We start from the raw sequence: 25,918 nt of genomic DNA, 5'->3' as shown, positions 1-25,918 counted from the left end.
CCGGGTGCACGTCCGACGACCGGTCCGTGGGGGTGGTCGGTCGTGCCGGAGCGGGCGTGGCCTCGACGTCACGCCCGCCCCGACACGAGTCTTGGGGGCGGTGCTACCGCCTCACCGGACGCTGCGCCGACGAGCGGCGGGGCGACGCGACGGGCGCGAGAGGTGCACGAGGACACCGCCGAGGACCACCAGGGACGTGCTCGCCACGACCAGCGGCATCGTCTCGGCACCGGTCTGGACGAGCCGTTCGACGGGCGCCTCGGACGGGGTGGCCGTCCTGACCTGCGCGGCAGCGGCCGGCTGCGTGGTCGCCGACGGAGCCGGCGTGCTGTCGGCGGCCTCGGTCACGTCCCCGGGGACCTCGGGCTGAGCGAGGTTCGCCGCGGGCGTCGTCGGCTCCTGCGGGGGCGTCGTCGGCTCCTGCGTGGTGGTGGGCGTCGAGCGCTTCCGGTCCACGGGAGTGCTCGGCTCGTCGGTCGGCTCGAGGATCGTCGACCACTTCGTGTCCGTCGCCGCCGTCGACCGCTTCGTGGGGACGGTCGCCGTCGGGGTGGTCCCAGGTCGTTCGGTGACCTGCGTCCACGGGGTCGTGGACGGCTCCTCCACGTCCGTCCACGGCACCGTCGTCGGGGTCGTCTCGGGAACCTCGACGTGCTCGGTGGCCGGAGCCTCCCAGCAGACCCGCACGTGGTCGTAGGTCGGTGCGTTCAGCTCGCCGTGCAGGTCCGCCCCGGACCCCCAGCCCGGCAGCGCTCGCCCCTCGGCCGTGACGACGGTGAGGCTGCGGAGGTTCGGCCCGTCGCCCTCGACCGACACCACGGAACGCTGGAGGACGAGCACGAGGCCGGTGTCGCCGATCGGGAACCGTCCGTCGTCACCGCGGCCGAGCTGGTCGGCGCCGACGTCCTGGCACGTCGGCTCACCCGGCGCCGGATCGGCGTGGGCCGTCGACGCGGCCAGTGGCAGCGTGGCGGTGACGGCGAGCACGAGAGCGCCCACCTGCACGGTGCGGGCGGCGGCGGTACGGAACGTGCGGGGGCGGTGGGCGTCTGTCGAGGACATGCCTCCAGCCTCCCGCCCGCACCCCCTGCGGCGGATCGACCCGGCGTCGACCAGGACGCCCGACTTTGGTCGATGTCCGGTTCGGGACCTCGCCGCCTCAGTCGGCGGCGCGACCTCAGTCGGCGGCGTCGCGGACCATCAGGGCGATCTGCACCCGGTTGTCGACGCCGAGCTTGTCGAACAGGTGCCCGATGTGGGACTTGACGGTCCCGATGCTCATGAAGAGCTCGGCGGCGATGCCCGCGTTGGACAGCCCGCGCGCGACCGCCTGGGCGACCTCCGCCTCGCGTTCCGTGAGGGTCGCCAGGCGCTCGCGTGCGTCCGTGACCGTGCCCCGGTCCGTCCGGTGCGCCACCGCGGCGATGAGCTGGGCCGTGACCGAGGGCGAGAGGATCGGCCGGCCGGCCGAGACGGCCCGGACCGCCGCGAGCAGGTCGGGCGGTGCGGTGTTCTTCAGGAGGAAGCCCGTGGCTCCGTCGCGCAGCGCGGTGAGGACCATGTCGTCGGTGTCGAACGTGGTCAGCATGATCACGGCCAGGTCCGGGTGGGTGGTCCGCAGCCGCCGCAGCGCCTCCAGGCCGTCCATGCGCGGCATCCGGATGTCCATCAGGACGACCTGCGGGGACGTCTCCTCGACGAGCCGCAGGGCCTGCACCCCGTCGTCCGCCTCGCCCACGACGTCGATGCCGGGGTCTGCGCCGAGCATCATGCGCAACCCGGCTCGGACGAGCTGTTCGTCGTCGACCAGGACGACGCGGACCGGGTCCTCGGACGACGTCACGAGTCCTCCCCGGGCCAGGGCAGAACGGTCCGCAGCACGTAGCCTCCGTGCGTGTCCGGGCCGTGCTCGAGCCGGCCCCCGGCCAACCGTGCTCGTTCGGCGATGCCGACGAGTCCCATGCGTCCTCCCTCGATCTGGTGCGGTGCGCTCGTGCTGCCCGCGGCGTTGCGCACCTCGACGGTCAGCAGCCCGCCCGGGGCGCCGTCGATCCGGACGACGACCTGGGCGCCGGCCGCGTGCTTGCGCGCGTTGGTGAGTGCTTCCTGGACGATCCGGTACCCGTCCCTGCTCAGCTGTCCCGGCAGCTCGGGCAGATGCTCCCTCGTCGCGGCGACGACCTCGACGCGTACCGGTGTGCCGGCGTCGACGGCTTCGCGAGCCAGGTCGTCCACGTCGGCGAGGGTCGGCTGGGGACGATCGGGGACGATCGTGCCCTGGTCGGCGTCGGACGACCGGAGCACGCCCAGGACCTGCCGGAGCTCGACCAGCGCGAGGTTCGCGTTGTCCCGGACCACGCCCGCCGCCTCTGCGACGTCGTCTGCCGGGAGGTCGGGCCGGAACGCGAGCACTCCCGCGTTCATCGCGACCAGCGAGATCCGGTGCGCCAGGACGTCGTGCATCTCGCGCGCGATGCGCGTGCGCTCGGCGACCTTCGCCTGCTCGACGCGTGCGGCTTGCTCCCGCTCTGCCGCACGGGCCCGCTCGCTCAGCGCCTCGACGAGCTCCCGCCGGTTCCCCTGGTACGCGCCGAGCCCGACGCACGCGGCGTAGACCCCGGCCGCGACGGCGCCCCGCTGCCACCACGGTCCGGTCGCGTCGCCGGTCAGGTCGTCGAGCGCGCTGCTCGCGAGGAACAGCACACCGACACCCGCGACGGGCCACCACCGGCGCCACGTGGCCAGCGAGGCCACGGCGACGAACATCGCTCCCAGCACCGACGAGCAGAACGCCGCGGCGACGACGAGCAGGACCGCGACCAGCACCGGCCGGGAACGACGGATCCTCAGGAGCGCCACTGCGGCGATGCCCGCAGCAGCGTCCGCGACCCAGCGCAGGGGCGGGGAGCCGGGCGACTCCGCCACGGCGAAGGCGAGGAAGAGTGCCCCCACGGCCGCGGCGAGGACGAGCGTCGCGATCTCGCCCGAGCGGCCGGCCTGCCCCGTCGTGCCCGCGCGCTCCGCAGCGCGCCGCGCCCCGTCGCCGGGAGGCGGCAGCTCTCCACCACTGGTCAGGACGACACCCCCGGGCTCGGCGACGCCACGGAGACCGGCGTGATCGCCTCCCGCGCGGGTCGGGTGCGCTCCCGCACGACGAGCACCACAAGGGTCACGGCCGCCAGGACGTAGACGACCGGGACGAAGAAGTTCGCGGCGAGCGTGGCGCCGGAGTCGGACATGTGGACTCCCGCCAGGAAGGACGAGAAGTCCCACAGGGCGTGGAGCGCCATGGCCGCGAGGATCGTCCCGGTCCCACGACGGGCCAGGTACAGCCCGGTCCCCGTGAGGGCCGCGAAGAAGATCTGGATGACGGCGCCCGGCTCGTTCAGCAGCAGGTTGGTGAGGTGGAAGCCGCCGAACCACAGCGTCGTCCAGAGGATCGCCATGCCTTCGGAGCGGTCGCCCTGCCGCATCGCGCGCAGGACGACGCCGCGGAACAGGGTCTCCTCGGTGAACCCGACCAGCAGGCTCGCCAGGAGGACCGCGAGCAGGTGCTCGGGCTCGAACAGCGACCAGTCGAGGCCCGCGAGGTGCAGGACCGCGACGAGGAGGACGACGGCCGGCAGGGCCCACAGGAACCAGCCCATCGGCAGGCGGCGCGCGTCACGGAACACGTGGTCCCAGCGCGCCCAGGCGAGGAAGGCGACGAGCCAGACCGCCCCGGCCGCGAGCGGCAGGACGACCGCGCGCATCGTGGACGCGGCCGTGTCGAAGAAGTCCTCGTACCCGATGCCCGAGATCCGCATGAGGCCGATGACGACCACGCAGTACACGACGAACACGACCGCCGCGACAGGGACCGAGGGGGCGACGCGCCACCGGGACGAGAGCTCGGCACGTGGGGACATGATGCTCCGTTCGTGGTGGGCCCGACCGACGCGCTAGACCCTTCTGCCAACTTATCCGGCGGGCCCGCACGCGGGCGGGAACCCGGCGCGCGTCGTGTCAGAACCCGCGTGGTGCATGGGTCACGCTCGTTCTGACACGAACCGGGGTCCGCAGGTCACGGCCGTAGGTAGTCGAAGATCAGCGTCGTGCTCGTGCCCGCGACCTCCGGGCGGACGCTCAGCGTGCTCGCGACGAGGTCCCGCAGCACGGTCGAGTCACGCACCGCGACGTGCACCATGAAGTCCCGGTCCCCCGTCACGAAGTAGATGCCCTCGACGTTGGGCAACCCCGCGAGGTAGTCGCGGAACGCCGTGAGGCCCGACCGGGCGTGCGAGTGCAGGCGCACCGCGATGAGTGCCTGGAGGCTCCGGCCCATGGCCGCCGGGTCGATCTCGGTGCGGAAGCCCTGGATGACGCCGCGCTCCTGGAGCGAACGGATGCGCGCGTGGCACGTCGATGGCGCGATCCCGACGGCTTCCGCGACGGCCTTGTTGGTGGCCCGCGCGTCGGCGTCGAGGACGGCGAGGATGTGGCGGTCGGTCTCGTCGAGCACGGCCGCCTGGACCTGCGTCGACCCGGCCCGAAGATCGTTCGGCATGGTCCCCCACTCTCGTCGTCCTGGAGAAGATCGTTCGGCCAGACGCCTCTCTGACGAAGAACCGACCAGCCTGCTTGAACCCTACCGAAGATCCCTCCACCATGGGGGGTGAGGCGCAACCCGTCTCCCACGACCCGGCCTCAGCATCCTCGAGGCCGGGTCGACAACGTCTCAGGGCAAAGGAGCCCCCGATGACCACCCCGTCACGCACCACCCCTGGTTCCCCCGCCCCCCGCACGGCGGTCGTCGTCGGCGCAGGCATGGTGGGTCTCGCGACCGCCTGGCACCTGCAGCGGCTCGGCGTCGAGGTCACGGTCCTCGACCGCGAGGGAGTCGCCGCAGGTTCGTCGTGGGGCAACGCCGGCTGGCTCACGCCCGGCATGGCCATGCCGCTGGCCGACCCCACGCTCTGGACCTACGCCCCCAAGGCGCTGCTCGACCCGGCCGCACCCCTGCACGTCCCGGCACGGCTCGACCCGCGCCTGTGGTCCTTCCTCGCGAGGTTCGCGACGCACGCGACCCAGCGCGCCTGGGACCGCGCGATGGCCGCGCTCACCCCGATCGACCGGCTGGCGCTCGACGCGTTCGACGAGCTCGCCGCGCACGGCGTCGCGGCCCGCTCCACGCCCGGACCGTTCGTCATCGGCTTCGAGGACGAGAGGCAGGCCGCGCCGTTCCTCCACGAGATCGCCCAGGTCGAGGCCGCGGGGCAGGTGGTCCCGCTGCGCCGCGTCGACCGGCCCGACGGCGCCGCTCGCCCCTCCGGTACGCCGCACCCGGGCGGGGGCCGGGCACCCGGGGTGCGCGACGCCGTCGGGCACGCCTCACCCTCGACGGACCCTCGCGACCGGGCGCCCGAGACCGACCCCGTCGGGCGGCCCGCGCAGCTCACCGACCACGTGCGTGCCGTGTACACCCTGGAGGGCCAGCGGTTCATCGAGCCCGGACCGTTCGTCGGCGCGCTGGGCGACGCGGTCCGCGCGCGCGGCGGGCGCATCGTGACCGGCGCGACCGTCACGGGCCTGCGCGCCCAGGAAGGGCGCGGCGTGCAGGTGCTCGTCGACGGGCAGGACCCCGTGGTCGCCGACGTCGCGGTCCTCGCGACCGGCGCGTGGCTCCCCGGGCTCGCGAAGCCGCTCGGGGTGCGCACGCTCGTGCAGGCCGGGCGCGGCTACTCGTTCACCGTCAAGACCGACGTGCCCGTCGAGCAGCCGATCTACCTCCCGTCGCGCCGCGTCGCGTGCACGCCCTACCAGGGGCGGTTCCGCATCGCGGGGACCATGGAGTTCCGGGGCCCCGACGAGCCGTTCCAGCCGCGGCGCATCGACGCGATCCTCGCGTCGGTGCGCGACCTGTTCCAGGGAGTCGACCTCGACGACCGGCACGACGAGTGGGTCGGCTCCCGGCCGGTGACCCCCGACGGGCTGCCGCTCGTCGGCGCGACCCGGGCTCCCGGCGTCTACGTCGCGGGCGGGCACGGGATGTGGGGCATCGTGCTCGGGCCCGCGACGGGCAGGCTGCTCGCCGAGCAGATCATGACCGGGACGGTGCCGCCCGAGATCAGGAGCTTCGATCCGCTGCGGTGATGGCCGCCGAGAAGTGAGTAGATGCCCCTGAATCGCTCGGATCAGGGGCATCTGCTCACTTCTCGGCGAGAACGTCTGCCGGCGCGGCGTCGACCCGGATGGCCTCGAGGTAGTTCGCGATCGCATCGCGGTTCCTGGTGAGGGTGTCGATGCGCTCGGTCATCCGTCCCAGCTCGGTCTCGAGCAGTGCGATCTTGTCCGGGTAGGCGTTGTGCAGGTGGATCTCGCGGGGCTGGTTGAGGCACGGCAGGAGCTCGGCGATGATCCGCGTCGGGAAACCGACCTCGAGCAGGCCCCGGATCTGGAGGACGCGGTCGACGAGGTGCTCGCCGTACTCGCGGTAACCGTTCTCCTCGCGCTGCGGGGTCAGGAGGCCCTGCTCCTCGTAGTACCGGAGCAGCCGGGTGGCCGTGCCGGTGCGGCGGGACAGCTCGCCGATGCGCATGCGCTACGCCTCTCTCACGGGTCGAGCTTGACCTTCACATCCATGTCAGACATTCATGCTAACCCTATGACCACCTGCACCGCTCCGACCGAGCCGTCGACCGACGCTCCCCCGACGGCCACAGCGCCCGTCTCGCCCGCCGCGTTCGCCGCGCCGGCGGGCCCCCCGACGGCCACAGCGCCACCTGCGCCCCCGACGACCACGCGCCCGCACCGGACCGGCGCACCCGCGGACGCTGCGCCGTCGGGCCCGCGCTTTCCCCTCCTGCCCCTGCTCGCCCTGGCCGCGACCGGGTTCGTCACGCTCCTCACCGAGGTGCTGCCCGCGGGCGTGCTGCCCGCGCTCAGCGCCGACCTCGGGGTCTCCGCGAGCGCCGCCGGGCAGACCGTCACGGTCTTCGCGATCGGGGCGATCGTCGCCGCGATCCCCCTCAGCCGCGCGACGGCACGCTGGCCCCGGCGCCGCCTGCTGCTCACGACGATCGCCGGGTTCGCGGTCGCGAACACCGTGACGGCCGTGTCGTCGAGCTACGCCCTCACGCTCGGCGCGCGCTTCGCGGCGGGGCTCGTCGCCGGGCTGACCTGGGCGCTCCTCGCCGGGTACGCACGGCGCCTCGCCGCGCCGGAGCAGGCCGGGCGAGCGCTCGCGATCGCGATGGGCGGAGCGCCGCTCGCGCTGGCGCTCGGCGTCCCGGCCGGGACCGCGCTGGGCGCGACCGTCGGGTGGCGCTGGGCGTTCGGCGCCATGACGATCCTCAGCCTCGGGCTGGCGGCATGGGTGCGCTGGGGCGTGCGGGACTTCCCGGGCGAGCCGCGCGGGACCCAGGTGCCGATCGGGCGGGCGCTGCGGCTGCCCGGCGTCGCGCCGGTCGTGCTCGTGACGGGTCTGACCGTCCTCGCCTACAACGTGTTCTCGACGTACGTCGCGGTGTTCCTCGACGACGTCGGGCTCGGCGCGCAGACCGGGGTGCTGCTCGCGGTGCTCGGCGCGACGTCGTTCGCGAGCCTCGTCGTGATCGGGGCGCTGATCGACACGCACCTGCGCGTCATGACGGTCCTCGCCGCCTCGCTCCTGGGGCTCGCGGGCCTGACGCTCGCGGTCGCGGCGGGCTCCCCCGTCGCGGTCTACGCCGCGGTCGCCGCGCTGGGCTTCGCGTTCGGCGGCAGCGGGACCCTGTTCCAGACGGCGCTCGCGCGAGCAGCGGGTCCTGCGGCCGACGTCGCGCAGTCCGCGTTCGTCACCTCGTGGAACGGGGCGCTCGCGCTCGGCGGGATCGTGGGCGGCGTCGTGCTGGGTGCGGGCGGGTCCGGCGCGCTGCCGTGGGCGACGCTCGCGCTCGCGGTGCCGGTCGTGGGGATCGTGCTGGGGGCGCGGCGGCACGCGTTCCCGGCGACGCGGGGTGACGCGCGGCCCGATGGGACGTAGGGGCGCGCCCGGCCCTGGCCGTCGAACGTCGAGATCGGGCTCGTTGTCGCTGGATCGCCTCGTCGGGCGACAACGACCCCGATCTCGCGGTGCAAGCACCAGGGGCGTCGGGACACAGACAGGGTGACGCCGTCGGAGACACCCAGGGGGACCCATGCCGCACCGCCGACCAGCACGTCCGCTCCGCACAGGCTCGCCGCTCGCCCTCGCCGGGCCGCTGCTCGCCGGGCTGCTGCTCGTCGGCGGTTGCGCCGGAGCGGCGTACGAGCCCGACCCGGGGGCTGTCCCCTTCGAGCTCACGACCCACTGCGGCATCGACGAGCTCGTGCACGAGGGCCTCTGGTACCAGCGGGTCGACGGTCCGCTCGACATCGGCGGCGGCAATCCCCCACGCGGCTGGGACAACCCCTCCCAGGCGGGGTGGCTGCTCGTCGAGGGTGACCGCGCGACCTTCACGGACGACCAGGGGCACGAGGAGGTCTTCGAGGTGCGCGAGGGCGCGACCGCAGCGATCGACCTCTGCGCCTGACCCGCCGAGCCCGGGCCCGCCGAGCCCGGCCCGCCGAGCCCAGCCTGGCCAGCCCGACCCGCCGAGAAGTGAGTAGATGCCCCTGATCCCCACGGATCAGGGGCATCTACTCACTTCTCGGCGGCAGGTGCAGGTGCAGGTGCAGGTGCAGGTGCAGGTGCCGCAGCGCAGGAGCTGCAGCTCAGCCGTTGAACGCGTCCGGGTCCGGCCCGATGCGCCCGTCAGCGCGGTCGAGCCCGTCGATCGCCTCGACCTGCTCGGCCGAGAGCTCGAAGCCCAGCACGTCGAGGTTCGACGCGATGCGCTCGGGCGTGACCGACTTGGGGATCGCGACGGTCCCGGCCTGCAGGTGCCAGCGGAGCACGACCTGCGCGGGCGTCACGCCGTGCGCGTCGGCGATCTCACCCAGGACCGGGTCGCCCAGCACGGTCCCCTGGCCCAGCGGGCTCCACGCCTCGGTCACGATCCCGAGCTCGCGGTGGTGCGCCCGCAGCGCCCGCTGCGAGAACGCCGGGTGCAGCTCGACCTGGTTCACGGCGGGCGTCACGTCCGTGGCCGCGACGAGCGCGTCGAGGTGCTCGGCCGTGAAGTTCGAGACGCCGACCTCTCGGACGAGCCCCGCCTCGCGCAGCGCCACGAGCTCCTCCCACGCCTCGACGAACCGGCCCGCCCCGGGCACGGGCCAGTGGATCAGGTACAGGTCGAGGTGATCGAGCCCGAGCCGCTCGAGGCTCTGCTCGAACGCGGGTCGCACGGCCTCGCGCGCCATCGCGTCGATCCACAGCTTGCTCGTCACGAAGACCTCGTCCCGGGGCAGGCCCGACGCGGCGATGCCCGCGCCGACCCCCGCCTCGTTGCCGTAGACCGCGGCGGTGTCGATGCTTCGGTACCCCGCGTCCAGGGCGAGCGAGACGACCTGGGCGGCCTCGCCGTCGGGCACCTTGAAGACGCCGAAGCCGAGCTGCGGGATGCTCGTCCCGCCGCGCAGAGCGACCGCAGGGACGGTGGTGGTGCTGGTCATGATTTCTCCTTCGGGTGGTGGGTGGGTCAGTGGGCCGCGACGGGCACGGGCGCCGCAGCCGGCGCCACGGGGGTCCGACGCTCCTGGAGCGTCGCGACTCCCAGGGCCACGACCGCGAGCAGCGTCAGCGCCGCGCCCGCCCACAGGGGCGAGGTGAAGCCGAGCCCGGCCGCGACGGCCAGGCCGCCGATCCACGCGCCGAGCGCGTTGCCCACGTTGAACGCCGCGATGTTGGCGCCCGACGCCATGGTCGGGGCGGCCTGCGCGTGGCCCATGATGCGCATCTGGAGGCCGGGCACGGTCGCGAACCCGAAGGCCCCCATGAGGAACAGCGAGACCAGGGTCATGACCTGGCTCGTCGCGGTGAGCGCGAAGACCGCGAGGACCACGGTCAGCGCGCCGAGGAGCACGAGCAGGCTCGTGGTCAGGTACCGGTCCGCGGCCTTGCCGCCCAGGTAGTTGCCCACGAACAGCCCGACGCCGAACAGCACGAGCAGCCACGGCACGCTCGTGGTCGCGAACCCGCCGACCTCGGTGACCGTGAACGCGATGTAGGTGAACGCGCCGAACATGCCACCGAACCCGAGCACGGTGACGAGGATCGACCACCAGACCTGCGGGTTGCGGAAGGCCGCGAGCTCGGTCCGCAGGGACGGCGTGCCCGACGGCGCAGCCCCGGCCGGGAGCGCGGGGTCGCCGTGGGCGGTGGCCGAGCGGGCCGCGTCGCCGGGGGCCGCCGCGACGCCGTGCGCGCCGGCCGCCCGGCGCGTGGACGGCACGAGCAGCAGGATCCCGACGAGCGCGACGACGCCGATGGCCGTGATGGCCCAGAACGTCGAGCGCCAGCCGTACTGCTGTCCGAGGAACGTGCCGAACGGCACGCCCAGGACGTTGGCGGTCGTGAGGCCCGCGAACATCGTCGCGATGGCGCCCGCCCGCTTGGCCGGGGCGACCATGTCCGCGGCGACGACCGCGCCGATCCCGAAGAACGCGCCGTGGCACAGGGCCGCGAGGATGCGCCCGCCGAGCAACAGCTCATAGGTGGGGGCGAGGGCCGAGAGCAGGTTCCCGGCGATGAACAGGATCATGAGGCTGCCGAGGACCGTCTTGCGGTCGAGGCGGATCACGGCGGCCGTGAGGCCGATCGCTCCGACCGCGACCGCGAGCGCGTAGCCCGAGATGAGGTAGCCGGCGACGGCCTCGGTCACGCCGAACTCTCGTGCGATCTCCGGCAGGAGACCCATGATGACGAACTCGGTGAGCCCGATCCCGAAGCCCCCGACGGCGAGGGCGAGAAGACCCAGCGGCATGCGCTGCTCCTTGTCTGTGTCTGGCACCTCGCGCAACAGCGTGTGTGCAACAACCGGCGCGTGCAGTAGTTGCAGGCGCCTCCTAAATAGTTGCACGCGCTGGTAGTTCACACAAGCGGTATAGTTGAGAGCGACGTCACGACAGGCACAGGAGGCACGCATGGGCATCGGGGACGACGCCGTCGAGATCCGCTCGCAGGGCTGGCGCACGCTCGCCGCGCTGCACGGCATCCTCGACACCGCGCTCGAACGCGCGCTCCAGGCCGACCACGGCCTCTCGGTCGTCGAGTACACCGTGCTCGACGCGCTCTCGCGCCAGGACGGCTGGCACATGCGCATGCAGCAGCTCGCGCGCGCCGCAGCCCTGAGCAGCAGCGCCACGACCCGGCTCGTGAACCGCCTCGAGGACCGCGGCCTGCTCACGCGCATCCTGTGCCAGGACGACCGCCGCGGCATCTACACCGAGCTCACCCCGCAGGGCGAGCAGCTCCTGCGCCAGGCCCGGCCCACGCACGACGCGGCCCTCGAGCGGGCGCTGACCGAGGCCTGCCAGGTCGAGGAGCTCGCGCCTCTCGTCGCGGCGCTCCACGAGCTGCCGGCCGAACCGTCGGCGAGCGCGGCCCCCGTGAGCGCGACCGCCTGAGAGCCACCGCCCTGCGCCCCTCGGGGGGAGGGCGCGGCTCGGTCACCGAGTGCGGACCGCTCACCGAGCGCGCAGCTCGGGTCGTCCCGAGCGCTCGCGGACGAACCGGACCGCACGCCTGCGGAGTCCGTCCAGCACCCCGCGAGGGGGTCGGCTGACAACCCGCCCCACATCTGGGACGCTCGTCCCATGGGGGACCCCGCGACGACGCCGGCACCGCACGACGGTGACCACCACGAGCCTGCCCGCGCGACGGTGGGGGCCTCGGCCACCGCCCCCGCCCACGGCGTCGCCGAGCCCGCCGCGCGCCCAGCGCCCGCCCTCCCCCCGGGCCGTGCCACCTCCTTCCCGCCGGACCTCGACGACCTCGACGACGCCCCGCTCGTCGGCCCGTACGCGAGCTGGTTGCGTCGCGTCGGGGCGTTCCTGCTCGACAACTCGATCCTGGCCGGGCTCATGTTCGTGGTCGTCGGCCCGGGGGTCGCGCCGAGCGCGCTCCCCGGCCTGGACAACACCGGCAGCACGGGCACCGCGTTCGAGGACGTGACCTGGTCCGAGAGCGCGTGGATGATCGGCGCGGTCCTTGCGATGGTTCTTCTCCAGGCGTACACCGGCGCGACGCCCGGCAAGCGGGCGGCGGGGATCGTCGTCGTCCAGCGGGACTCCGGCCGCCCGGTCGGGTTCCTCGCCACGGTCCTGCGCTGGCTCGCGCACCTCCTCGATGCACTGTGCTTCATCGGGTACCTGCGCCCGCTGTGGGACGAGCAGCGCCGCACGTTCGCGGACAGCCTGCTGTCGACGATCGTCGTGCGGTCCGTCGCACCCGAGCCCCACGCCGTGCTCGCCCCGTTCGTCCGGCAGGGACGACGCGGGTCGACGGTCGTCACCGCGGCGGCGACCGTCCTGTGCGTGGCCGGGCTGGCGTACGCCTACGGCCCCACCACGACCACGGGTGGGAGGTTCGGGTCGTCGGTGGCCTGCACGACGTGGGAGCACGAGGACCGCCCCGACCCGGCCCGGCTCAGCGAGGCGTCCTTCAGCAGCACGACGTCCGGCACGATCACCCGCCTGGGAGTGACCCACCCCTACCCGCCCGACGGCGCGGTCCCGGCGGAGATCACGCTCGTCTGGGACGGCGACCTCCCGGCGGGCTCCACGGTCTCGCTCGAGGCCGTCCTCACGGCCCCGGACGGCACCCGGCAGGAGTACTCGACGCCGCTCGACACGCGCTACGCCGGGTTCGGCGCCGATCCCACGAGCCCCGGCGTGATCGTCCTGCCCGCGGACGCTCTCGGAGACGGCGGACCCGGGTGGACCTGGTCCGCCCAGATGCGCGTCGACGGCGTCGCGACCCCGAGCTGTGGCGCCGACCTCCCCTCCTGAGCCGCCCCGCCGAGCCGATTCTTCCGGCCCGACCTAGCGTGAGACGCATGAGCCCCCGGAAGATCGGCCTGGTCCTGCTGCTCGTCGCGCCCATGGTCGCGCTCATGCTCTCGCCGTGGAAGCACGACGGCACCCTGGTCTACCTGGGGATGCTCCCTGCGGGCGTGGGTCTGCTCGTGGGGCGGGGCGCCGCGCTCGTCGCGGGACCGCTCACGGCCGTCTGCATGGCGGTGGGTGTCTCGCTGAGCGACCTGCCGCTCGCGGGGGCGGTCTTCATGACGGTCCTCGGGGCGTGCGTGGGCTTCTCGGCAGTCCGGGGCTGGCACGGGATCGGCGGGTTCGTCGGGCCGCAGACGGCGTTCGCGCTCATCGGCGGGCCGCTCGTCGCGCTCCCCTCGGGGACGGTCGCGGCCTCGACGTCCGTGGGTGCCCTCGCGGCCATGGCCGGCTGGGTCGCGTTCGGCGGTCTGTGGACGGCTCTGATCGGCGGGCTCCTGACCAGGGGCATGCGTCTGCCCGGGCCCAAGCCCGTGCCCGAACGGGTCGCGACCTACTTCGGCCTGGCGCTCGCGGTCCTCGCGGGCGTCGCGACCTACGTCGCGATGGGCTGGGTCGACTCCCCCAACGCCTGGTGGCTGCTGCTCACGCTGTTCGTGGTCGTCCAGCCGTACTTCGCGGCGACGCTCTCGCGGACCCTGGCCCGGGTCGGCGGCACGCTCGCGGGCGCCGTGCTCGCGGGGGTCGTGGCGCACTTCCTGAGCGGTTCACCGACCGTGCTGTCGGCCGTGGCGCTCGTCCTGACGGGGGCCGCGGGGTGGGCCTACCTGAAGCAGCCGTACTGGGTCTTCACGCTCTTCCTGACCCCGGCGGTGATCCTGCAGACGTCGGGTGGTGAGGACGTCCTGCTCGCGGCCGACCTCGAACGTGCCCTGTTCACGGTCGCCGCCGCGGCCGTGGCGGTCGCGGTCCTCGCGGTGGGCCACCGGGTGCTCACGTCGCGTCCGCGCGCCCCTGCCTGACCGGCGTGGCCGCAGGCCCGACGGCGCCGCTCACCCCGGCACCGCGACGTCCGGTCCCGCGAGCACCAGCAGGACCGCGCACACCGCCGCGACGGCCATGCTGAGCGCGAAGGGCAGCCGGCTCGTGGTCCGCCGCACGGCGACGACACCTGCGGACACCGCGAGGGCCACCGCGACGACCCCGCCCGTCCAGGCCGCGACGCTCGGCGTCCCCGGCGGACCGAGCACCACGACCGCGACCGCGGCCACGAGCACGGCGGGGGCCAGGACGCTCGCGCGCGTCCGCCCGAGCCGGTGCGGCAGCCCCCGGATGCCGGTCGCCCGGTCGTCCTCGAGGTCCGGGAGGGTGTTCGCGACGTGCGCCCCGACGCCGAGCAGGGCGGTCGCGGTCATGGCCCAGGGGGCGGCGACGCGGTCGCCGGGCGACGCGAGCACCACGAACAGCGGCAGCAGCCCGAACGACACCGCGTAGGGCGCCCAGGACCACGCCGTCGACTTGAGCCACGCGTTGTAGGTCCACGCGCTCGCGACGGCCACGAGGTGCACCAGCCCGGCCACGAGCCCGGTCGCGAGCGACAGGACCACGCACAGGGCCGCTGCGACGAGCGCGGCCGCGTGCACCTGCCGCGTCGAGACCAGCCCGGCGACGACGGGCTTGTCGGTGCGCTGCACCGCGACGTCGCGGCGGGCGTCGAGCCAGTCGTTGGACCAGCCGACCGAGAGCTGACCGGTGAGGACCGCGGCGGTGACGAGCGCCGTCGTGCCCGGCCCGGACCCGACGCCCACGGCGAAGAGGCCCGCGAGCGCCGTGACCACGACCGTGGGCCCCGCGTGGCTCGCGAGCGCGAGCCCGCGCAGGGTCGTCGACGTCGCCGCCGCCCCCGACGTCACCTCGTCATCACCCGACCTCCACCCGCCCGACGCTAGCAACGCGCGGGCCGCGCGTCGCCGTGACACGATGCGGGAATGTCGCGGTTGCTCGCGGTCGGACCGGCTCTGCCGGGCGTCGCACACCCTCAGAGCGAGATCACGGAGACGATCGGGCCCCTGCTGACCCCGTCGCCCGCCAAGCGCGCCGTCCTGCGCCGGCTGCACGAGGCGAGCGGCGTGCGGACCCGGCACACCGCCCTGCCCCTCGACGAGTACGCGGGGCTCAGGTCGTTCGGGGTCGCGAACGACCACTTCATCCGCGTCGGGACGGGTCTCGCGGAGGAGGCGTGCCGTCGGGCGCTCGACGACGCGGGGCTGGCCCCGGGCGACGTCGACTTCCTGCTGTTCACGTCCGTGACAGGGATCGCGGCGCCCTCGATCGACGCGCAGCTCGTGACGCGGCTGGGGTTGCGCACCGACGTCAAGCGGCTGCCGTCGTTCGGTCTCGGCTGCGTCGCGGGGGCCGCGGGGATCGCGCGCGTCCACGACTACCTGACGGGTCACCCGCAGGACGTGGCCCTGCTGGTGTCGGTCGAGCTGTGCTCGTTGACGCTCCAGCACGGCGACGACTCGATGGCGAACCTGGTCTCGACCGGCCTGTTCGGCGACGGCGCGGCCGCGGTCGTCATGGTCGGCGACGCGCATCCGGCGTGCCTCGCGCCCGAGGACTCCTCGCCCGACGGCGGAGCGCGCGCCCCCGGTGCGCTCGGCACCCGGACCGTGGGCACCGCAGGCGTCCCGGCGCGACCCGTGCCGCAGGGCGTCGAGGTCCTCGACACGCGCAGCCGCCTGTACCCCGAGACGGCCGACCACCTCGGCTGGACGATCCGCGACAGCGGGTTCGGGATCGTGCTGTCGGCGGGCCTGCCCGACGTCATCGCGGCGCACCTCGCGGGCGACGTGAAGTCGCTGCTGGCCGAGCACGACCTCACGACCGAGGACGTCGGGACGTGGGTCGTGCACGCGGGCGGGCCGCGCATCCTCGACGTCGTGCGCGACTCCCTGAGCCTCGACGAGCGGGACCTGACGCTCAGCCGGGAGTCGCTCGCCGCCGTCGGGAACCTGTCGTCGTCCTCGGTGCTGCACGTGCTCGCCGCGACGCTCGCGGCACGCGAGTCGCCCGGCGCGCGGCGCCTCGCGACGCCGCGCCCGACCCACGGCCGGCACGGCGTCCTCATGGCGTTCGGCCCGGGCGTGAGCGCCGAGCTCGTCCTGCTCCGCCTCCCCGACGTCACGGAGGGCTGATGCTCGTCTTCTTCTACGTCGTGGTCGGGGCGACCGCGCTCGAACGGCTCGCCGAGCTCGTCGTCTCGGCGCGCAACGCGAGGTGGTCGTTCGCGCGCGGTGGCGTCGAGTCGGGGCGCGGCCACTTCCCCGCGATGGTCGCCCTGCACACGGGCCTGCTCGTCGCGTGCGTGGTCGAGGTCAACGTCGCGGACCGGCCGTTCATCCCCTGGGTCGGGTGGCCCGCGTTCGTGCTCGTGGTCGCGAGCCAGGCGCTGCGCTGGTGGTGCATCACCTCGCTCGGGCCGCGGTGGAACACGCGCGTGATCGTGGTCCCCGGGCTGCCGTGGGTCGACCGCGGGCCGTACCGCTGGATCGCGCAGCACCCCGGGCAGCGCTGGTTCCGGCACCCCAACTACGTCGCGGTGGTCGTCGAGGGCTTCGCGCTGCCGCTCGTCCACTCGTGCTGGACGACCGCGCTCGTCTTCACGGTGCTCAACGCCGTGCTGCTGCTGCGGTTCCGGCTCCCGGCCGAGGAGCGCGCGCTCGACGCGCTGCCGCACACGCAGACGCGGGCCCCGGGCCCGGTCAGCCGGCCGTGACCGACACCGACGTCCTGGTCGTGGGCGGCGGACCGGTCGGGCTGGCCGCCGCGATCGAAGCGCGGCTCGCGGGCTACGACGTCATCGTGGTCGAACCGCGCACAGGCCCTGTGGACAAGGCGTGCGGCGAGGGGCTCATGCCCGGCGCGCTGCGCGCGCTCCAGGCCCTGGACGTCGATCCCGACGGGCACGTCCTGCGGGGCATCAGCTACCGCGACGCGCACCGGCACGCCGACCATCTCTTCACGGCCGGGCAGGGCCGCGGCGTGCGACGGACCACGCTGCACGCCGCGCTCGCCGAGCGCGCGGCCGCCCTCGGGGCCACGACCGTGCGCGGCCGGGTCGAGAGCGTCGAGGAGAGCGCCGGCGCCGTGACCGCCGCCGGGATCAGCGCCCGCTGGCTCCTGGGGTGCGACGGGCTGCACTCGACCGTGCGACGCCTCGCCGGGCTGGAGGTCGGCGCCGACGCCCCCGCGCACGAGTCGCTCCTGGCGCGCAGCCGCCACGGCGGCGAGGGCCCCGGCGGGGCGACCGGCTCGGGCGACGAGGCCGCGCCGCACGCCGCACGCATCCCCACCGAGCTCGGCGGCACCGCGCCGCCCGTGCGCCCCGGACCCGATCCCCGGCGCCGCTTCGGCCTGCGCCGCCACTTCCGCGTGCCCGCGTGGACGGACCTCGTCGAGGTCCACTGGGGCGACCACGTCGAGGCGTACGTGACGCCCGTGGCACGAGACGTCGTCGGGATCGCGATGCTCGGCCCCACCGGGACGCACTTCGACGACGCCCTCGCGGGCTTCGCCGAGCTGCGCGAGCACCTGCGGGACGCCGAGCCGTCGGGCCCGGTCCGCGGCGCGGGCCCCCTGCGTCAACGGTCCCGACGGCGCAGCACCGGCCGGGTGCGCCTCGTCGGGGACGCGTCGGGGTACGTGGACGCCCTCACGGGTGAAGGACTGCGCGTGGGGCTCGCGCAGGCGAGCGCCGCCGTCGGGCACCTGGACGACCCGGACGCGTACGAGCGCGACTGGTCGCGCGTGACGCGTGACTACCGCGTGCTGACCTCGGGGCTCGTGGCGTGGGCCACCTCGCCCGCGCGCCGAGCGATCGTGCCGCTCGCGGCGCACGTGCCGTGGCTCTACGGGACGGTCGTGGAACGGCTCGCGCGCTGACGGACGACCTCACGGGCGATCATGAGCTCTGCGCCCCACACCCCGACCGCGACCACGCCGACCGTCCAGGCCGCAGCGAACCGGTACGCGACGTAGGCGACGGCCAGCAGCAGGACGAGCACGAGCACCCAGGGAACTTCTCCCCACCCGTATCCGCGGACCGTCGCCAGGGGCTACGATCAGCGACGGCGACGCGAGCCCCTGCCCGCGTCGCCACCTCAGCGAGACAACGCCCCTGACCGGCCGTCGGCCGGTCAGGGGCGTTTGCGACGGCCGTGCTCTACCCGCAAGAACCGAGGATCGCGATGCCGCACCGCCGATGGAAAGAACAGCGCCTGTGCCCGCAGTGCCAGGACGTGGTCCTGGTCGAGATGCGCTTCGTCGCACTGCCCTCCGCCCCTGGCGAGGACGTCACGATGGAAGCCGTCGGCACCGACGACGCGGGTCACGAGTTCCACTGACCCCGCTGCGACGACGGGTCAGGAAGAGGCCCCGAGCTCGCCCCCGGACCGTGGGCCCGTCTCCTTGAGCTCGACGAAGATCGCGTGGGTCGCCGTCGTGCCCGTGTTCTCCCCCACGTGCACCTGGTCCGGCAGCCAGCGCGTCTCCCCCGGCGCCAGCACCACCTCCATGACCCGGTCCCCCGACGTGATCCGCCGCTCGAAACCGCTCAGCGTGTACATGACGCTGTCGGGATGGTGGTGCGGGTGCGTGCGCGTACCCGGCTGGTCCTCGTACTCCAGCACCCGGACGCGATCGTTCTCGAAGACCACCCGGTAGTGGTCCGGATCGGTGACCGTCGGATCGTCCGACGCCTGCTGGTCCTGTCCCATGCTCGCCTCGGAACCTCGTGGCCCGTCGTCGTCGACCGGCACGTCCTTCGAGCATCCCACCACCCGGTCGGCACGCACCTCGGGTGCGCACCCGCTCGCCCGTCGGCGAGCCCGGTGCCGGGGCCGGACCTACGAGATGCCGCGGTCCCTGGCCCAGCGCAGGATGTCCTCGCGGTTCGAGACACCGACCTTGCGGTAGATGCTGCGCAGCTGGGACTTGACCGTGTTCCGGGTGACGAACAGGATCGCTGCGAGCTGCTCCAGGGTCATGTCCTCCGTGAGGTGCGTGAGGACCACGAGCTCTCGACGTGAGAGCACGACCTCCTCCTGCACCTCGTCGGGTGGTGGGGACTGGGGCGACGTTCGCTCCGTGATGGACATGGGTTCCTCCGTCCGTGGTCGCCGCACGTCGCCCACGTTGTGATCCGGTCTCTTCTGGCTCCTACTCAAGAGACCGGATGGAAACGGATCCATGACGCGAGTTCCCCCGACCGGTCTGTGGCGGCCGGGCGCACGGGCCCCACCGCGGCGTCCCTCAGGTCGTGGCCGCGTCGTCGGGCAGGCCCGCGTCGTGGCCGAGGATCGCGGCCTGCGTGCGGTTCGTGACCCCGAGCTTGACCATGGCGTGGGTCAGGTGGGTCTTGACCGTCGGCTCGGCCATGTAGAGCGCTCGCGCGATCTCCGCGTTCGACAGACCCGTGGCGAGGAGCCCGACGACGGCCCGCTCCCGCTCGCTCAGCTCCCCCACCCTGGCCCGTGCCTCCGCCTGCCGCGTGGTCATGGCCGGGCCGAGGGAGTCCAGCAACCGACGGGTCACGGCCGGCGACAGCATCGCGTCCCCCTCCGCCGCGGCCCGGATCCCCCGCTGGACCTCGCTCACCGTGCTGTCCTTGAGGAGATAGCCCGCGGCACCGGCCCGCAGCGCGGGCACGACGTACTCGTCGTACTGGAAGTTCGTGAGGATGACGACCGCGACCTCGGGCGCCACCCGACGGATCTCCTGCGTGGCCTCGATGCCGTTCATGACGGGCATCTGCATGTCCATGAGGACGACGTCGGGGCGGCGTGCGATCACTGCCTCGACCCCCAGGCGGCCGTTCTCGGCCGTCCCGACGACGTCGAGGTCGTCGGCCGCGTCGACGAGGGCGGCCATCCCCTCGCGGAAGAGGCTCTCGTCGTCGACGACCACGACCCGGATCATGCGGTCCCCCACGGCAGCACGGCCTCGACCCGGAAGCCGCCGTCGGGCGTCGGTCCGATCGTGGAGCGCCCGCCGACGAGCTCGACCCTCTCGCGGATGCCCTGGAGCCCGTGCCCGCCGGTGGGCAGCTCGACCTCGGGGATCGCCGTCGGCCCGTTGACGACCTCGACCCGCAACGAGTCCGCCCCTTCGTGGACCTGCACGGAGGTCTCGGCTCCGGGCGCGTGCCGCACCGCGTTCGTCAGCGCCTCGCGCACGATGCGCACCGCGGTGCGCTCGGTGACGCCCGGCGGCTCCCCCGGGTCGACGTCGGCGTCCACCTCGACCGGTTGACCCACGGCTCGCGCCTCCGCCACCAGCACGGCGACGTCCCGGAACGACGGCTGCTCGAGCCCCGCCGGGCTCCCGTCCCGGCTGAGCAGGTGCAGCACGCCCCGCATCTCCTCGAGCGCCTCGCGCGCGGTGTCCCGGATCCGGTCCACGTCGACGCGGACCTGCGGGTCCTCGACCTTGGTCTCCAGGAGATTGGTCTGCAGCACGACGTAGCTGATCCGGTGGGCGACGACGTCGTGCATCTCACGGGCGAGCCGCTCGCGCTCGGTCGTGCGCACCTGCGCCGCCACGTGCTCGGCCGCCTCGATGCTCCGGTCCCGGATGGCTGCGTTCGCGACCCGCTCGGCACGCCTGCTGCGGCCGGCCAACCAGGGGCCCAGGACGAGCAGGACCAGGGTCAGGGACATCGCGATGTCCGACCGTCCCATCGCCAGAGAAGCAGCCGGGAGGATCACCACGGCGCCGGTGACCGCCCAGGCCGCACTACGTCGGGGCGCGAGGCGCTCCCCCGCGTCGAACGCGGCGAGCAGCGTGGCCGGGACGGGTGAGACCCACGAGAGCAGCGCGCATCCCAGGACCGCCGGGCCGGTCAGTCGCGGCCACAGGAGCAGCGAGGCCCCGACGACCTGCGCCGTGACCTCGGCCCAGAGCGGAGTCCCCCACAGCCCCACCGCCACGCGTGACACCGCCAGACCGACACCGGCGAGCGCGGCGAACGAGGCGATCGCGACGTCGCGCCGCGAGATCGACCCCAGGGCGGGCATCCGCATGCTGCCAGGCTAGCCAGGAACGCCGGGATACGGCGGTCGAAGCGCACGCACCGAAGCAGGCCGCCCCCTCCGTGACGGAAGGGGGCGGCCTGCTTCGGGGGGACGGTCAGCTCTCGGTCGAGCTGGTCTTGCGACGCCCGGCGAGGACGAGGCCCGTGCCGGTCAGGACGATGAAGGCTCCTGCGACGGCGAGCATGCCCGCGTTCACGCCGGTCGAGGCGAGGTTCCCGGCGTCGGTCCGCTGGACCGCTGCGGCCACCGGGACGGTGTCCGTCAGGCCGAGGTTCGTCGGGTCGGTCGAGGCGACGGTCCGGACGGTCCCGTCCGTTCCGACGAAGACCGGGTCCACGGCGTCGGCGGTCTCGACGACGGTCGTCGTGGGGTCCTCGGGGACGGCCGGGTTCTCGGGACCCGTGGGGTCCTCGGGGACCACGGGCGCCTCGGGCTCGTCGGCCAGGCTGATGCCGACCCAGTCCCACGCGGTCGAGGGCTGGTCGAGCTCGCCCAGGCCGATCAACCAGTGCGGGAAGGTCGCGGCCGTCCACTGACCGTTCTCGTCGGTCGTCCCGTGGTTGTTGTGGTCGCTGCCCGTGTAGAAGTGCGGGCTGCCCTGCTCGGTGCCCTGCGCCGAGCCCCAGAGCTGGAACTGCGGCAGCGACGCGACGTCCAGACCCGCGGGGACGCGGACGAACACGCGCTGCCCCGGCGTCACGGACGTGACCGTGGCGCCGTTCGCGTCGACCAGCGTCACTCCGGCCGGCACGGCCTGGCCGTCGGCGGTGCGCAGCTCGACGTGGATGTCACCGGTCCCACCGACGAGCGAGGCCGTGAAGCCGTAGTCGGTCGAGCCGTCGGTGTTCCTGACGTAGCCGTGCGAGACGAAGCCGGGCTGAGGCATGACCACGTTGGTGGTCAGCGCGTTCTCGATGAGCCAGGCCGCGGTCTGCATCGTCGCCATGCGGTCGCTCAGGTAGCCCTGGTCCCAGGTGCGGGTCCAGTCCTCCGCCTGCTGGCCGGCGAACTGGTCGAGCGCCTTCTGGCTCAGGGTCACGTGCCCGGCGTCGTCGACGTCGAAGAACAGCCCCATGACGTCGTGGCCGGTCGAGAAGTACCACACAGCGAACTGGGTGGCCTCGTACGCGGTGTAGTCGGCGCGGCGGAGGTTCTGCTCCGCGACGGCCTGCTCGGCGTCGGCCAGGGTGATCCACCCGTTGTCGATGCTGTACTGGTAGTCGGCGATCGTGGCGGTGTCGGGCACGCTCACCCCGGCCCGGTCGAACAGCACCCGGGCGTCGGCACCGCGAGCGGCCAGGTCGGCGCCGCCCTTGTAGCCGTTGACGAGCACGGTCTGCTGGGCGGAGGTGTTCTCCCAGTGGATGCCCTCGGCGTCCGGGGACACCGTCTCGTCGCCCGACCACACGTGGTACCAGTAGCTCGCGATGTCGCGGTCGTAGACCATGTGGATCGTGCCGTCGTCGTCCGTGAGCGAGTGGTGCAGGATGTGCAGCTGCGGCTGGCCGCTCCACCCCGTCCAGTCGCGGCCCGACGTGGCGTCGTCGTCCTCCAGGAAGTACCAGTAGTCGCACGAGAAGCCGTTGTTGTAGCTGTCCTCCCAGTGCGGGTGGTAGTCGGCGTCGGGGTAGACGGGCACCGACTGCAGCGCACCGACCACGGAGGGCGCGCCCAGGGGGGCGACGGTCGCGGCCTCGGGGATCACGGCGTCGTCGGCCTGCTCGGTGGCCGTGGCCTCGTCCACCGGAGCGGCCTCGGCCGCGGGGTCGGCTGCGGGGTCGGCGACGGGGAGATCCTCCTGCTCGCCGGCAGGGGCGGGGGCAGGATCGGCTGGCGCCGCCTCCTCGGCGGGCGCCTCGGGAGCGCTCGCCTCGGGGGCGGGCGCCACGACCGGGTCCACCGGCGCCGGGGGCGCAACGGGCGCCTCGGCGGCAGGTACGGCAGCGTCGGCCGGGGCGGCGGGGACCGCCTGCTCGGCACCAGCCCCGGACGTACCGGCGTCGGGAGCCGCGGGCGCGCCCGCCTCGGGGGCGTCCGTTCCCTCGGCCGCGAAGGCCGCTGCTCCACCGCCCAGCACGAGCGCCGCGGAGACTGCGGTGGTGGTGACGGTACGAAGAACCTTCATGATCGTCGAGCTCCTGAGGTGAGGTGGGCACCGGTCGCGCCCTGATCCCTCTACGTTCCCGCCCACCAGGGGGTCCCCGACTCACCCGTTCGGACCGACCCCCCTCATCCGAACGTCTCGACCCCGCGCCGTCGGGCATCGTCCACGGTGCCCTCGGAGGGGCGGGCCCGGACGGTGCGCGCACGACGCTTCACGCGGTGCGGCTCACGCCGTACGGCGCACCCCCCGGACGACCGTCACCAGGCAGCCCGCGCAGGCCACCGCGACCACGGCGAGCAGCACGGTGTACCCGGCGAGCGCCGTCGCCCCGGCCAGGACCACGGGGAGCAGGAAGCCCACGTAGGACAGGCTGTAGTAGACGCCCGTGAGTCCCGCGAGGTCGGTGGGTGTCGCGATGGCCTGCACCTCGATCAGTCCTGCGACCACGCAGATCCCGTACGCGGCGCCGAGCGTGACCGCTGCGACTGCGCCGAGGACCGGGGAGACGACGGTCCCGTTGGCCGCGGCCAGCGCCATGCCGAGCAGCATCAGGCACATCCCGACGACGAGCGACCGTCCGCCCGTGACCCGGTCGATCGCCTTGACGAACGGCTGGACCACCGCGCCCGTGCCGAGCGTGAGGACCGTGAGCAGGGTCGCGTAGGCCAACGACAGGTCGCCGGTCTGCTCGACCACGAGCTGTGGCATGACGGCGTAGGCGATCCCGGCGGCCCCGAAGATCCAGGGGGCGGCGGGCACCACGACGCGCACGAACCGGCGGTGAGAGGCGGCGGGGACCCGCAGGTCGGCGAGGAGCGAGGTCGTCGACCGGTGGCCCCCGATGGTCTCGGTCGCGGTCGCGAGCAGGACGAGCGCGACCACGCTGAGCACGACGTGGACCACGTAGGGCGTGACCGTCGGCCACGGACCCCACTGGGCGAGCACGCCCGAGACCCCGGCTCCGATCCCGAACCCGAGGGTCAGGGACAACGACGGGCGGCGCGCACCCGCGGTCGGGTCGGTCCCCAGGTCGAACGGTGCGCTCGACAGCTCCTTGACCCAGCTCGTGCCGACCGACATCGCGACGCCCACGCTCAGCCCGGCGAGCAGGCGCCCCAGGCAGATGACGACCTCGCTGCCGAACCCCAGGGCCAGCAGGACGCTGGCTCCGATCCCACCCAGGACGCCGACGACGGCGAGCGGCTTGCGGCCGTACCGGTCGGACAGCGGGCCCGCGACGAGCAGCCCGGGCACGAGACCCAGGACGTACATGCCGAGGAACAGGTCGACCATGACGACGGAGTAGTCCCCGAGGTCCTGGTACATGTGCAGGAGCGGCGTGAAGTGGTTCCCGCCCCAGGCCATGACGACGAGGGCGGGGGCGACGCGCAGCCAGCCGGGGAAGGGGCGTTGGCGGTTCATGATCATTTCTCGGTGACGAGGACGGTGGGACGGTGGCCCGTCGGCGGGCAGGGCACGGCCACGACGGGAGGCCGAGCGGGAGGGCGGGGTGATGGCGGCCGGGAGGGCGCGGCGCCCGTCAGCCGTAGTTGCCTCGCTGGACGTGCGCGCGCAGCGCGGCCTCGTACGCCGCGGCATCGCCTGCGCGCGCCAGCGTGGCGAGCACACGGTGGTCGGCGAGGAGTCGCGTGGGCGAGGTCGCGTCGCGTCGGACGGCGCGGTGGGTCAGGAGCTCGAGGCGTGGTCCGAGCTGCGCGAAGAGGTCTTCGATCACGTCGTTGTCCCCCGCGCGGATGACCCGCGAGTGGAACGCGAAGTCCGCCTGCGAGAAGGCGAGCAGGTCGCCTTCCTGTTCGGCGACCACCTGGCGGGCGACGAGGTCGTCGAGGTCGCGCGCGACGCCGTCGGGCAGGGAATGACCGTCCAGGGCGCGGATCGCGGACGACTCGAGCATGATCCGCACGGCGAGGAGGTCCGTGACCTCCTTGTCCGTGACCGTGGCGACGATCGCTCCTCGCTTGGGGAACAGCGTGAGCAGGCGGCACGTCTGGAGCTGGAGGAACGCCTCGCGGACGGGGGTGCGGCTGATGCCGAGCTCGTCGGCGACCTCGCCCTCCGTGACGAGCGAGCCCGGGGCGGTCTCGCCCGTGATGATCGAGGCGGACACCGCGGCGAAGGCGCGCTCGACGGCGCTGGGGGCCTGGTCGTCGGACTTCTTGCGAGGCGACATCTTGCGACCCTAGCACCTTAGATGCAAGGGAGCATCCGGGTCGTGACGGCTACGGTCCGGTCACGATCGGCCCGCCCGGTCGCCGGACCCCAGGACCCCGCATAGCCTCGTTCGACCAGCCGACCCGACCGGATGGAGCTTTCCGTGCAGAAGACCGGGACCGATCCCGACGAGTACCTCACGACCCTTCCCGAACGATTCCGCGACGACGCCCTGCGCCTCGACGCCGCGATCTCGGAGGTGATGGCCGGCCGCTCCCGGGTGCTCTGGGAGGGGGTCTTCTGGGGCGGCACCGACCAGCGGATCATCGGGTACGGCGACGTGCTCCAGGCTCGCCCCCGCGGCGGGAGCGTCGAGTGGTTCGCCGTCGGCCTCGCGGTCCAGCAGAACTACCTCAGCGTGTACGTCAACGCCGTCGAGGACGACCAGTACGTCGCCCAGAAGTACGCCCACACGCTCGGGCGCGCCAAGATCGGCAGCTCGAGCGTGAGCTTCAAGTCGCTCGCCGACATCGACCTGGACGCCGTGCTGCACCTGGTGCGCATCGCCCGGGAGCAGACGGCGTAGCGCGACCCGCACGTCCGGGCCCCGGTCCGGACGTCGCGAGAAGTGAGCAGCTGCCCCTGGATCGCCGGATCCAGGGGC

At 73.7% G+C, this 25,918-nt stretch carries 28 protein-coding genes; 11 read left to right on the top strand and 17 right to left on the bottom strand.

Going from position 1 to position 25,918, the window contains the following annotated elements; genetic code table 11:
• Window positions 1-111: 111 nt before the first annotated feature.
• From JOD49_RS11875 to JOD49_RS11855, 5 genes are all read right to left on the bottom strand, one after another.
• Entirely contained in the window at window positions 112-1,062 is a 951-nt protein-coding gene (locus JOD49_RS11875; RefSeq protein WP_205307371.1) for a hypothetical protein, read from the bottom strand.
• A 115-nt stretch (window positions 1,063-1,177) separates the two neighbouring features.
• Complete coding sequence (locus JOD49_RS11870) at window positions 1,178-1,843, bottom strand: response regulator (protein WP_307822512.1); 666 nt, start codon at window positions 1,841-1,843, stop codon at window positions 1,178-1,180.
• The gene (locus JOD49_RS20170) at window positions 1,840-2,979 is read right to left on the bottom strand and encodes a sensor histidine kinase (RefSeq protein WP_504739223.1); all 1,140 of its coding nucleotides are present in this window, start codon (window positions 2,977-2,979) and stop codon (window positions 1,840-1,842) included. Before JOD49_RS20170 ends, JOD49_RS11870 begins: the two co-directional genes overlap by 4 nt.
• A gap of 92 nt (window positions 2,980-3,071) precedes the next feature.
• Window positions 3,072-3,908, bottom strand: coding sequence for a CPBP family intramembrane glutamic endopeptidase (locus tag JOD49_RS11860; protein ID WP_205307369.1), 837 nt, complete (start codon window positions 3,906-3,908; stop codon window positions 3,072-3,074).
• 155 nt (window positions 3,909-4,063) lie between these two features.
• A complete protein-coding gene (locus tag JOD49_RS11855; RefSeq protein ID WP_205307368.1) occupies window positions 4,064-4,546 on the bottom strand; it encodes an Lrp/AsnC family transcriptional regulator in 483 nt (160 codons plus the stop codon).
• 191 nt (window positions 4,547-4,737) lie between these two features.
• On the opposite strand from JOD49_RS11855, the gene JOD49_RS11850 reads away from it, so the two are divergent.
• Entirely contained in the window at window positions 4,738-6,132 is a 1,395-nt protein-coding gene (locus JOD49_RS11850; RefSeq protein WP_205307367.1) for an NAD(P)/FAD-dependent oxidoreductase, read from the top strand.
• Window positions 6,133-6,187: 55 nt separating this feature from the next.
• On the opposite strand, the gene JOD49_RS11845 is transcribed toward JOD49_RS11850, so the two are convergent.
• On the bottom strand, window positions 6,188-6,577 hold the full coding sequence (locus JOD49_RS11845; protein ID WP_205307366.1) for a MerR family transcriptional regulator: 390 nt from the start codon (window positions 6,575-6,577) through the stop codon (window positions 6,188-6,190).
• 66 nt (window positions 6,578-6,643) lie between these two features.
• Here JOD49_RS11845 and JOD49_RS11840 point away from each other — a divergent pair, with 66 nt between their 5' ends.
• Complete coding sequence (locus tag JOD49_RS11840) at window positions 6,644-8,002, top strand: MFS transporter (RefSeq protein ID WP_239525204.1); 1,359 nt, start codon at window positions 6,644-6,646, stop codon at window positions 8,000-8,002.
• Between the two features lie 154 nt (window positions 8,003-8,156).
• On the top strand, window positions 8,157-8,531 hold the full coding sequence (locus JOD49_RS11835; RefSeq protein ID WP_205307365.1) for a hypothetical protein: 375 nt from the start codon (window positions 8,157-8,159) through the stop codon (window positions 8,529-8,531).
• A gap of 181 nt (window positions 8,532-8,712) precedes the next feature.
• Here the strand turns inward: JOD49_RS11835 and JOD49_RS11830 are convergent, their stop codons facing one another.
• Together JOD49_RS11830 and JOD49_RS11825 are read right to left on the bottom strand one after the other, a co-directional pair.
• Window positions 8,713-9,552 (bottom strand): aldo/keto reductase, encoded by an 840-nt coding sequence (locus JOD49_RS11830; RefSeq protein WP_205307364.1) that lies wholly within the window; start codon window positions 9,550-9,552, stop codon window positions 8,713-8,715.
• Between the two features lie 26 nt (window positions 9,553-9,578).
• On the bottom strand, window positions 9,579-10,862 hold the full coding sequence (locus JOD49_RS11825) for an MFS transporter (RefSeq protein WP_205307363.1): 1,284 nt from the start codon (window positions 10,860-10,862) through the stop codon (window positions 9,579-9,581).
• Between the two features lie 160 nt (window positions 10,863-11,022).
• Between JOD49_RS11825 and JOD49_RS11820 the strand changes: the two genes are divergently transcribed.
• From JOD49_RS11820 to JOD49_RS11810, 3 genes are all read left to right on the top strand, one after another.
• Window positions 11,023-11,505: a MarR family winged helix-turn-helix transcriptional regulator gene (locus tag JOD49_RS11820; protein ID WP_205307362.1), complete on the top strand. Its 483-nt coding sequence runs from the start codon at window positions 11,023-11,025 to the stop codon at window positions 11,503-11,505.
• A 189-nt stretch (window positions 11,506-11,694) separates the two neighbouring features.
• Entirely contained in the window at window positions 11,695-12,888 is a 1,194-nt protein-coding gene (locus JOD49_RS11815; RefSeq protein ID WP_205307361.1) for an RDD family protein, read from the top strand.
• Window positions 12,889-12,935: 47 nt separating this feature from the next.
• Window positions 12,936-13,907: an FUSC family protein gene (locus JOD49_RS11810; protein WP_205307360.1), complete on the top strand. Its 972-nt coding sequence runs from the start codon at window positions 12,936-12,938 to the stop codon at window positions 13,905-13,907.
• 30 nt (window positions 13,908-13,937) lie between these two features.
• Here JOD49_RS11810 and JOD49_RS11805 read toward each other — a convergent pair whose 3' ends face one another.
• Complete coding sequence (locus JOD49_RS11805; RefSeq protein WP_205307359.1) at window positions 13,938-14,798, bottom strand: UbiA family prenyltransferase; 861 nt, start codon at window positions 14,796-14,798, stop codon at window positions 13,938-13,940.
• A gap of 75 nt (window positions 14,799-14,873) precedes the next feature.
• Between JOD49_RS11805 and JOD49_RS11800 the strand changes: the two genes are divergently transcribed.
• The 3 genes from JOD49_RS11800 to JOD49_RS11790 are packed head-to-tail and all read left to right on the top strand — an operon-like array spanning window position 14,874 to window position 17,829.
• Entirely contained in the window at window positions 14,874-16,082 is a 1,209-nt protein-coding gene (locus JOD49_RS11800; RefSeq protein ID WP_205307358.1) for a type III polyketide synthase, read from the top strand.
• Window positions 16,082-16,663 carry an isoprenylcysteine carboxyl methyltransferase family protein gene (locus JOD49_RS11795; protein WP_205307357.1) on the top strand — a complete coding sequence of 194 codons (582 nt, stop codon included), beginning with the start codon at window positions 16,082-16,084 and terminating at the stop codon, window positions 16,661-16,663. Before JOD49_RS11800 ends, JOD49_RS11795 begins: the two co-directional genes overlap by 1 nt.
• Window positions 16,660-17,829, top strand: coding sequence for an NAD(P)/FAD-dependent oxidoreductase (locus tag JOD49_RS11790; protein WP_205307356.1), 1,170 nt, complete (start codon window positions 16,660-16,662; stop codon window positions 17,827-17,829). Before JOD49_RS11795 ends, JOD49_RS11790 begins: the two co-directional genes overlap by 4 nt.
• On the opposite strand, the gene JOD49_RS11785 is transcribed toward JOD49_RS11790, so the two are convergent.
• Window positions 17,796-17,957: a hypothetical protein gene (locus tag JOD49_RS11785; protein WP_205307355.1), complete on the bottom strand. Its 162-nt coding sequence runs from the start codon at window positions 17,955-17,957 to the stop codon at window positions 17,796-17,798. The two genes, JOD49_RS11790 and JOD49_RS11785, sit on opposite strands and share 34 nt — an antisense overlap.
• A 177-nt stretch (window positions 17,958-18,134) precedes the next feature.
• On the opposite strand from JOD49_RS11785, the gene JOD49_RS11780 reads away from it, so the two are divergent.
• A complete protein-coding gene (locus tag JOD49_RS11780; RefSeq protein WP_168210015.1) occupies window positions 18,135-18,290 on the top strand; it encodes a hypothetical protein in 156 nt (51 codons plus the stop codon).
• Window positions 18,291-18,308: 18 nt separating this feature from the next.
• Here the strand turns inward: JOD49_RS11780 and JOD49_RS11775 are convergent, their stop codons facing one another.
• From JOD49_RS11775 to JOD49_RS11745, 7 genes are all read right to left on the bottom strand, one after another.
• The gene (locus tag JOD49_RS11775) at window positions 18,309-18,662 is read right to left on the bottom strand and encodes a cupin domain-containing protein (RefSeq protein ID WP_205307354.1); all 354 of its coding nucleotides are present in this window, start codon (window positions 18,660-18,662) and stop codon (window positions 18,309-18,311) included.
• Window positions 18,663-18,791: 129 nt separating this feature from the next.
• Window positions 18,792-19,043 (bottom strand): response regulator transcription factor, encoded by a 252-nt coding sequence (locus JOD49_RS11770; protein WP_205307353.1) that lies wholly within the window; start codon window positions 19,041-19,043, stop codon window positions 18,792-18,794.
• A 154-nt stretch (window positions 19,044-19,197) separates the two neighbouring features.
• Window positions 19,198-19,863 (bottom strand): response regulator, encoded by a 666-nt coding sequence (locus tag JOD49_RS11765; RefSeq protein ID WP_205307352.1) that lies wholly within the window; start codon window positions 19,861-19,863, stop codon window positions 19,198-19,200.
• Window positions 19,860-20,966, bottom strand: coding sequence for a sensor histidine kinase (locus JOD49_RS11760; RefSeq protein WP_205307351.1), 1,107 nt, complete (start codon window positions 20,964-20,966; stop codon window positions 19,860-19,862). Before JOD49_RS11760 ends, JOD49_RS11765 begins: the two co-directional genes overlap by 4 nt.
• 106 nt (window positions 20,967-21,072) lie before the next feature.
• Window positions 21,073-23,103 (bottom strand): hypothetical protein, encoded by a 2,031-nt coding sequence (locus tag JOD49_RS11755; protein ID WP_205307350.1) that lies wholly within the window; start codon window positions 23,101-23,103, stop codon window positions 21,073-21,075.
• Between the two features lie 204 nt (window positions 23,104-23,307).
• Entirely contained in the window at window positions 23,308-24,504 is a 1,197-nt protein-coding gene (locus tag JOD49_RS11750) for an MFS transporter (RefSeq protein ID WP_205307349.1), read from the bottom strand.
• A gap of 118 nt (window positions 24,505-24,622) precedes the next feature.
• Window positions 24,623-25,273, bottom strand: a complete 651-nt coding sequence (locus tag JOD49_RS11745; RefSeq protein ID WP_205307348.1) for a GntR family transcriptional regulator — start codon at window positions 25,271-25,273, stop codon at window positions 24,623-24,625.
• 144 nt (window positions 25,274-25,417) lie between these two features.
• Here JOD49_RS11745 and JOD49_RS11740 point away from each other — a divergent pair, with 144 nt between their 5' ends.
• Window positions 25,418-25,840: a hypothetical protein gene (locus tag JOD49_RS11740; protein ID WP_205307347.1), complete on the top strand. Its 423-nt coding sequence runs from the start codon at window positions 25,418-25,420 to the stop codon at window positions 25,838-25,840.
• Window positions 25,841-25,918 lie beyond the last annotated feature (78 nt).

This window comes from Oerskovia jenensis (assembly GCF_016907235.1).
Classification (GTDB): Bacteria; Actinomycetota; Actinomycetes; order Actinomycetales; family Cellulomonadaceae; genus Oerskovia; species Oerskovia jenensis.
Note: the sequence above shows the minus strand (reverse complement) of the source record. Positions and strands in the feature narration are given on the sequence as shown.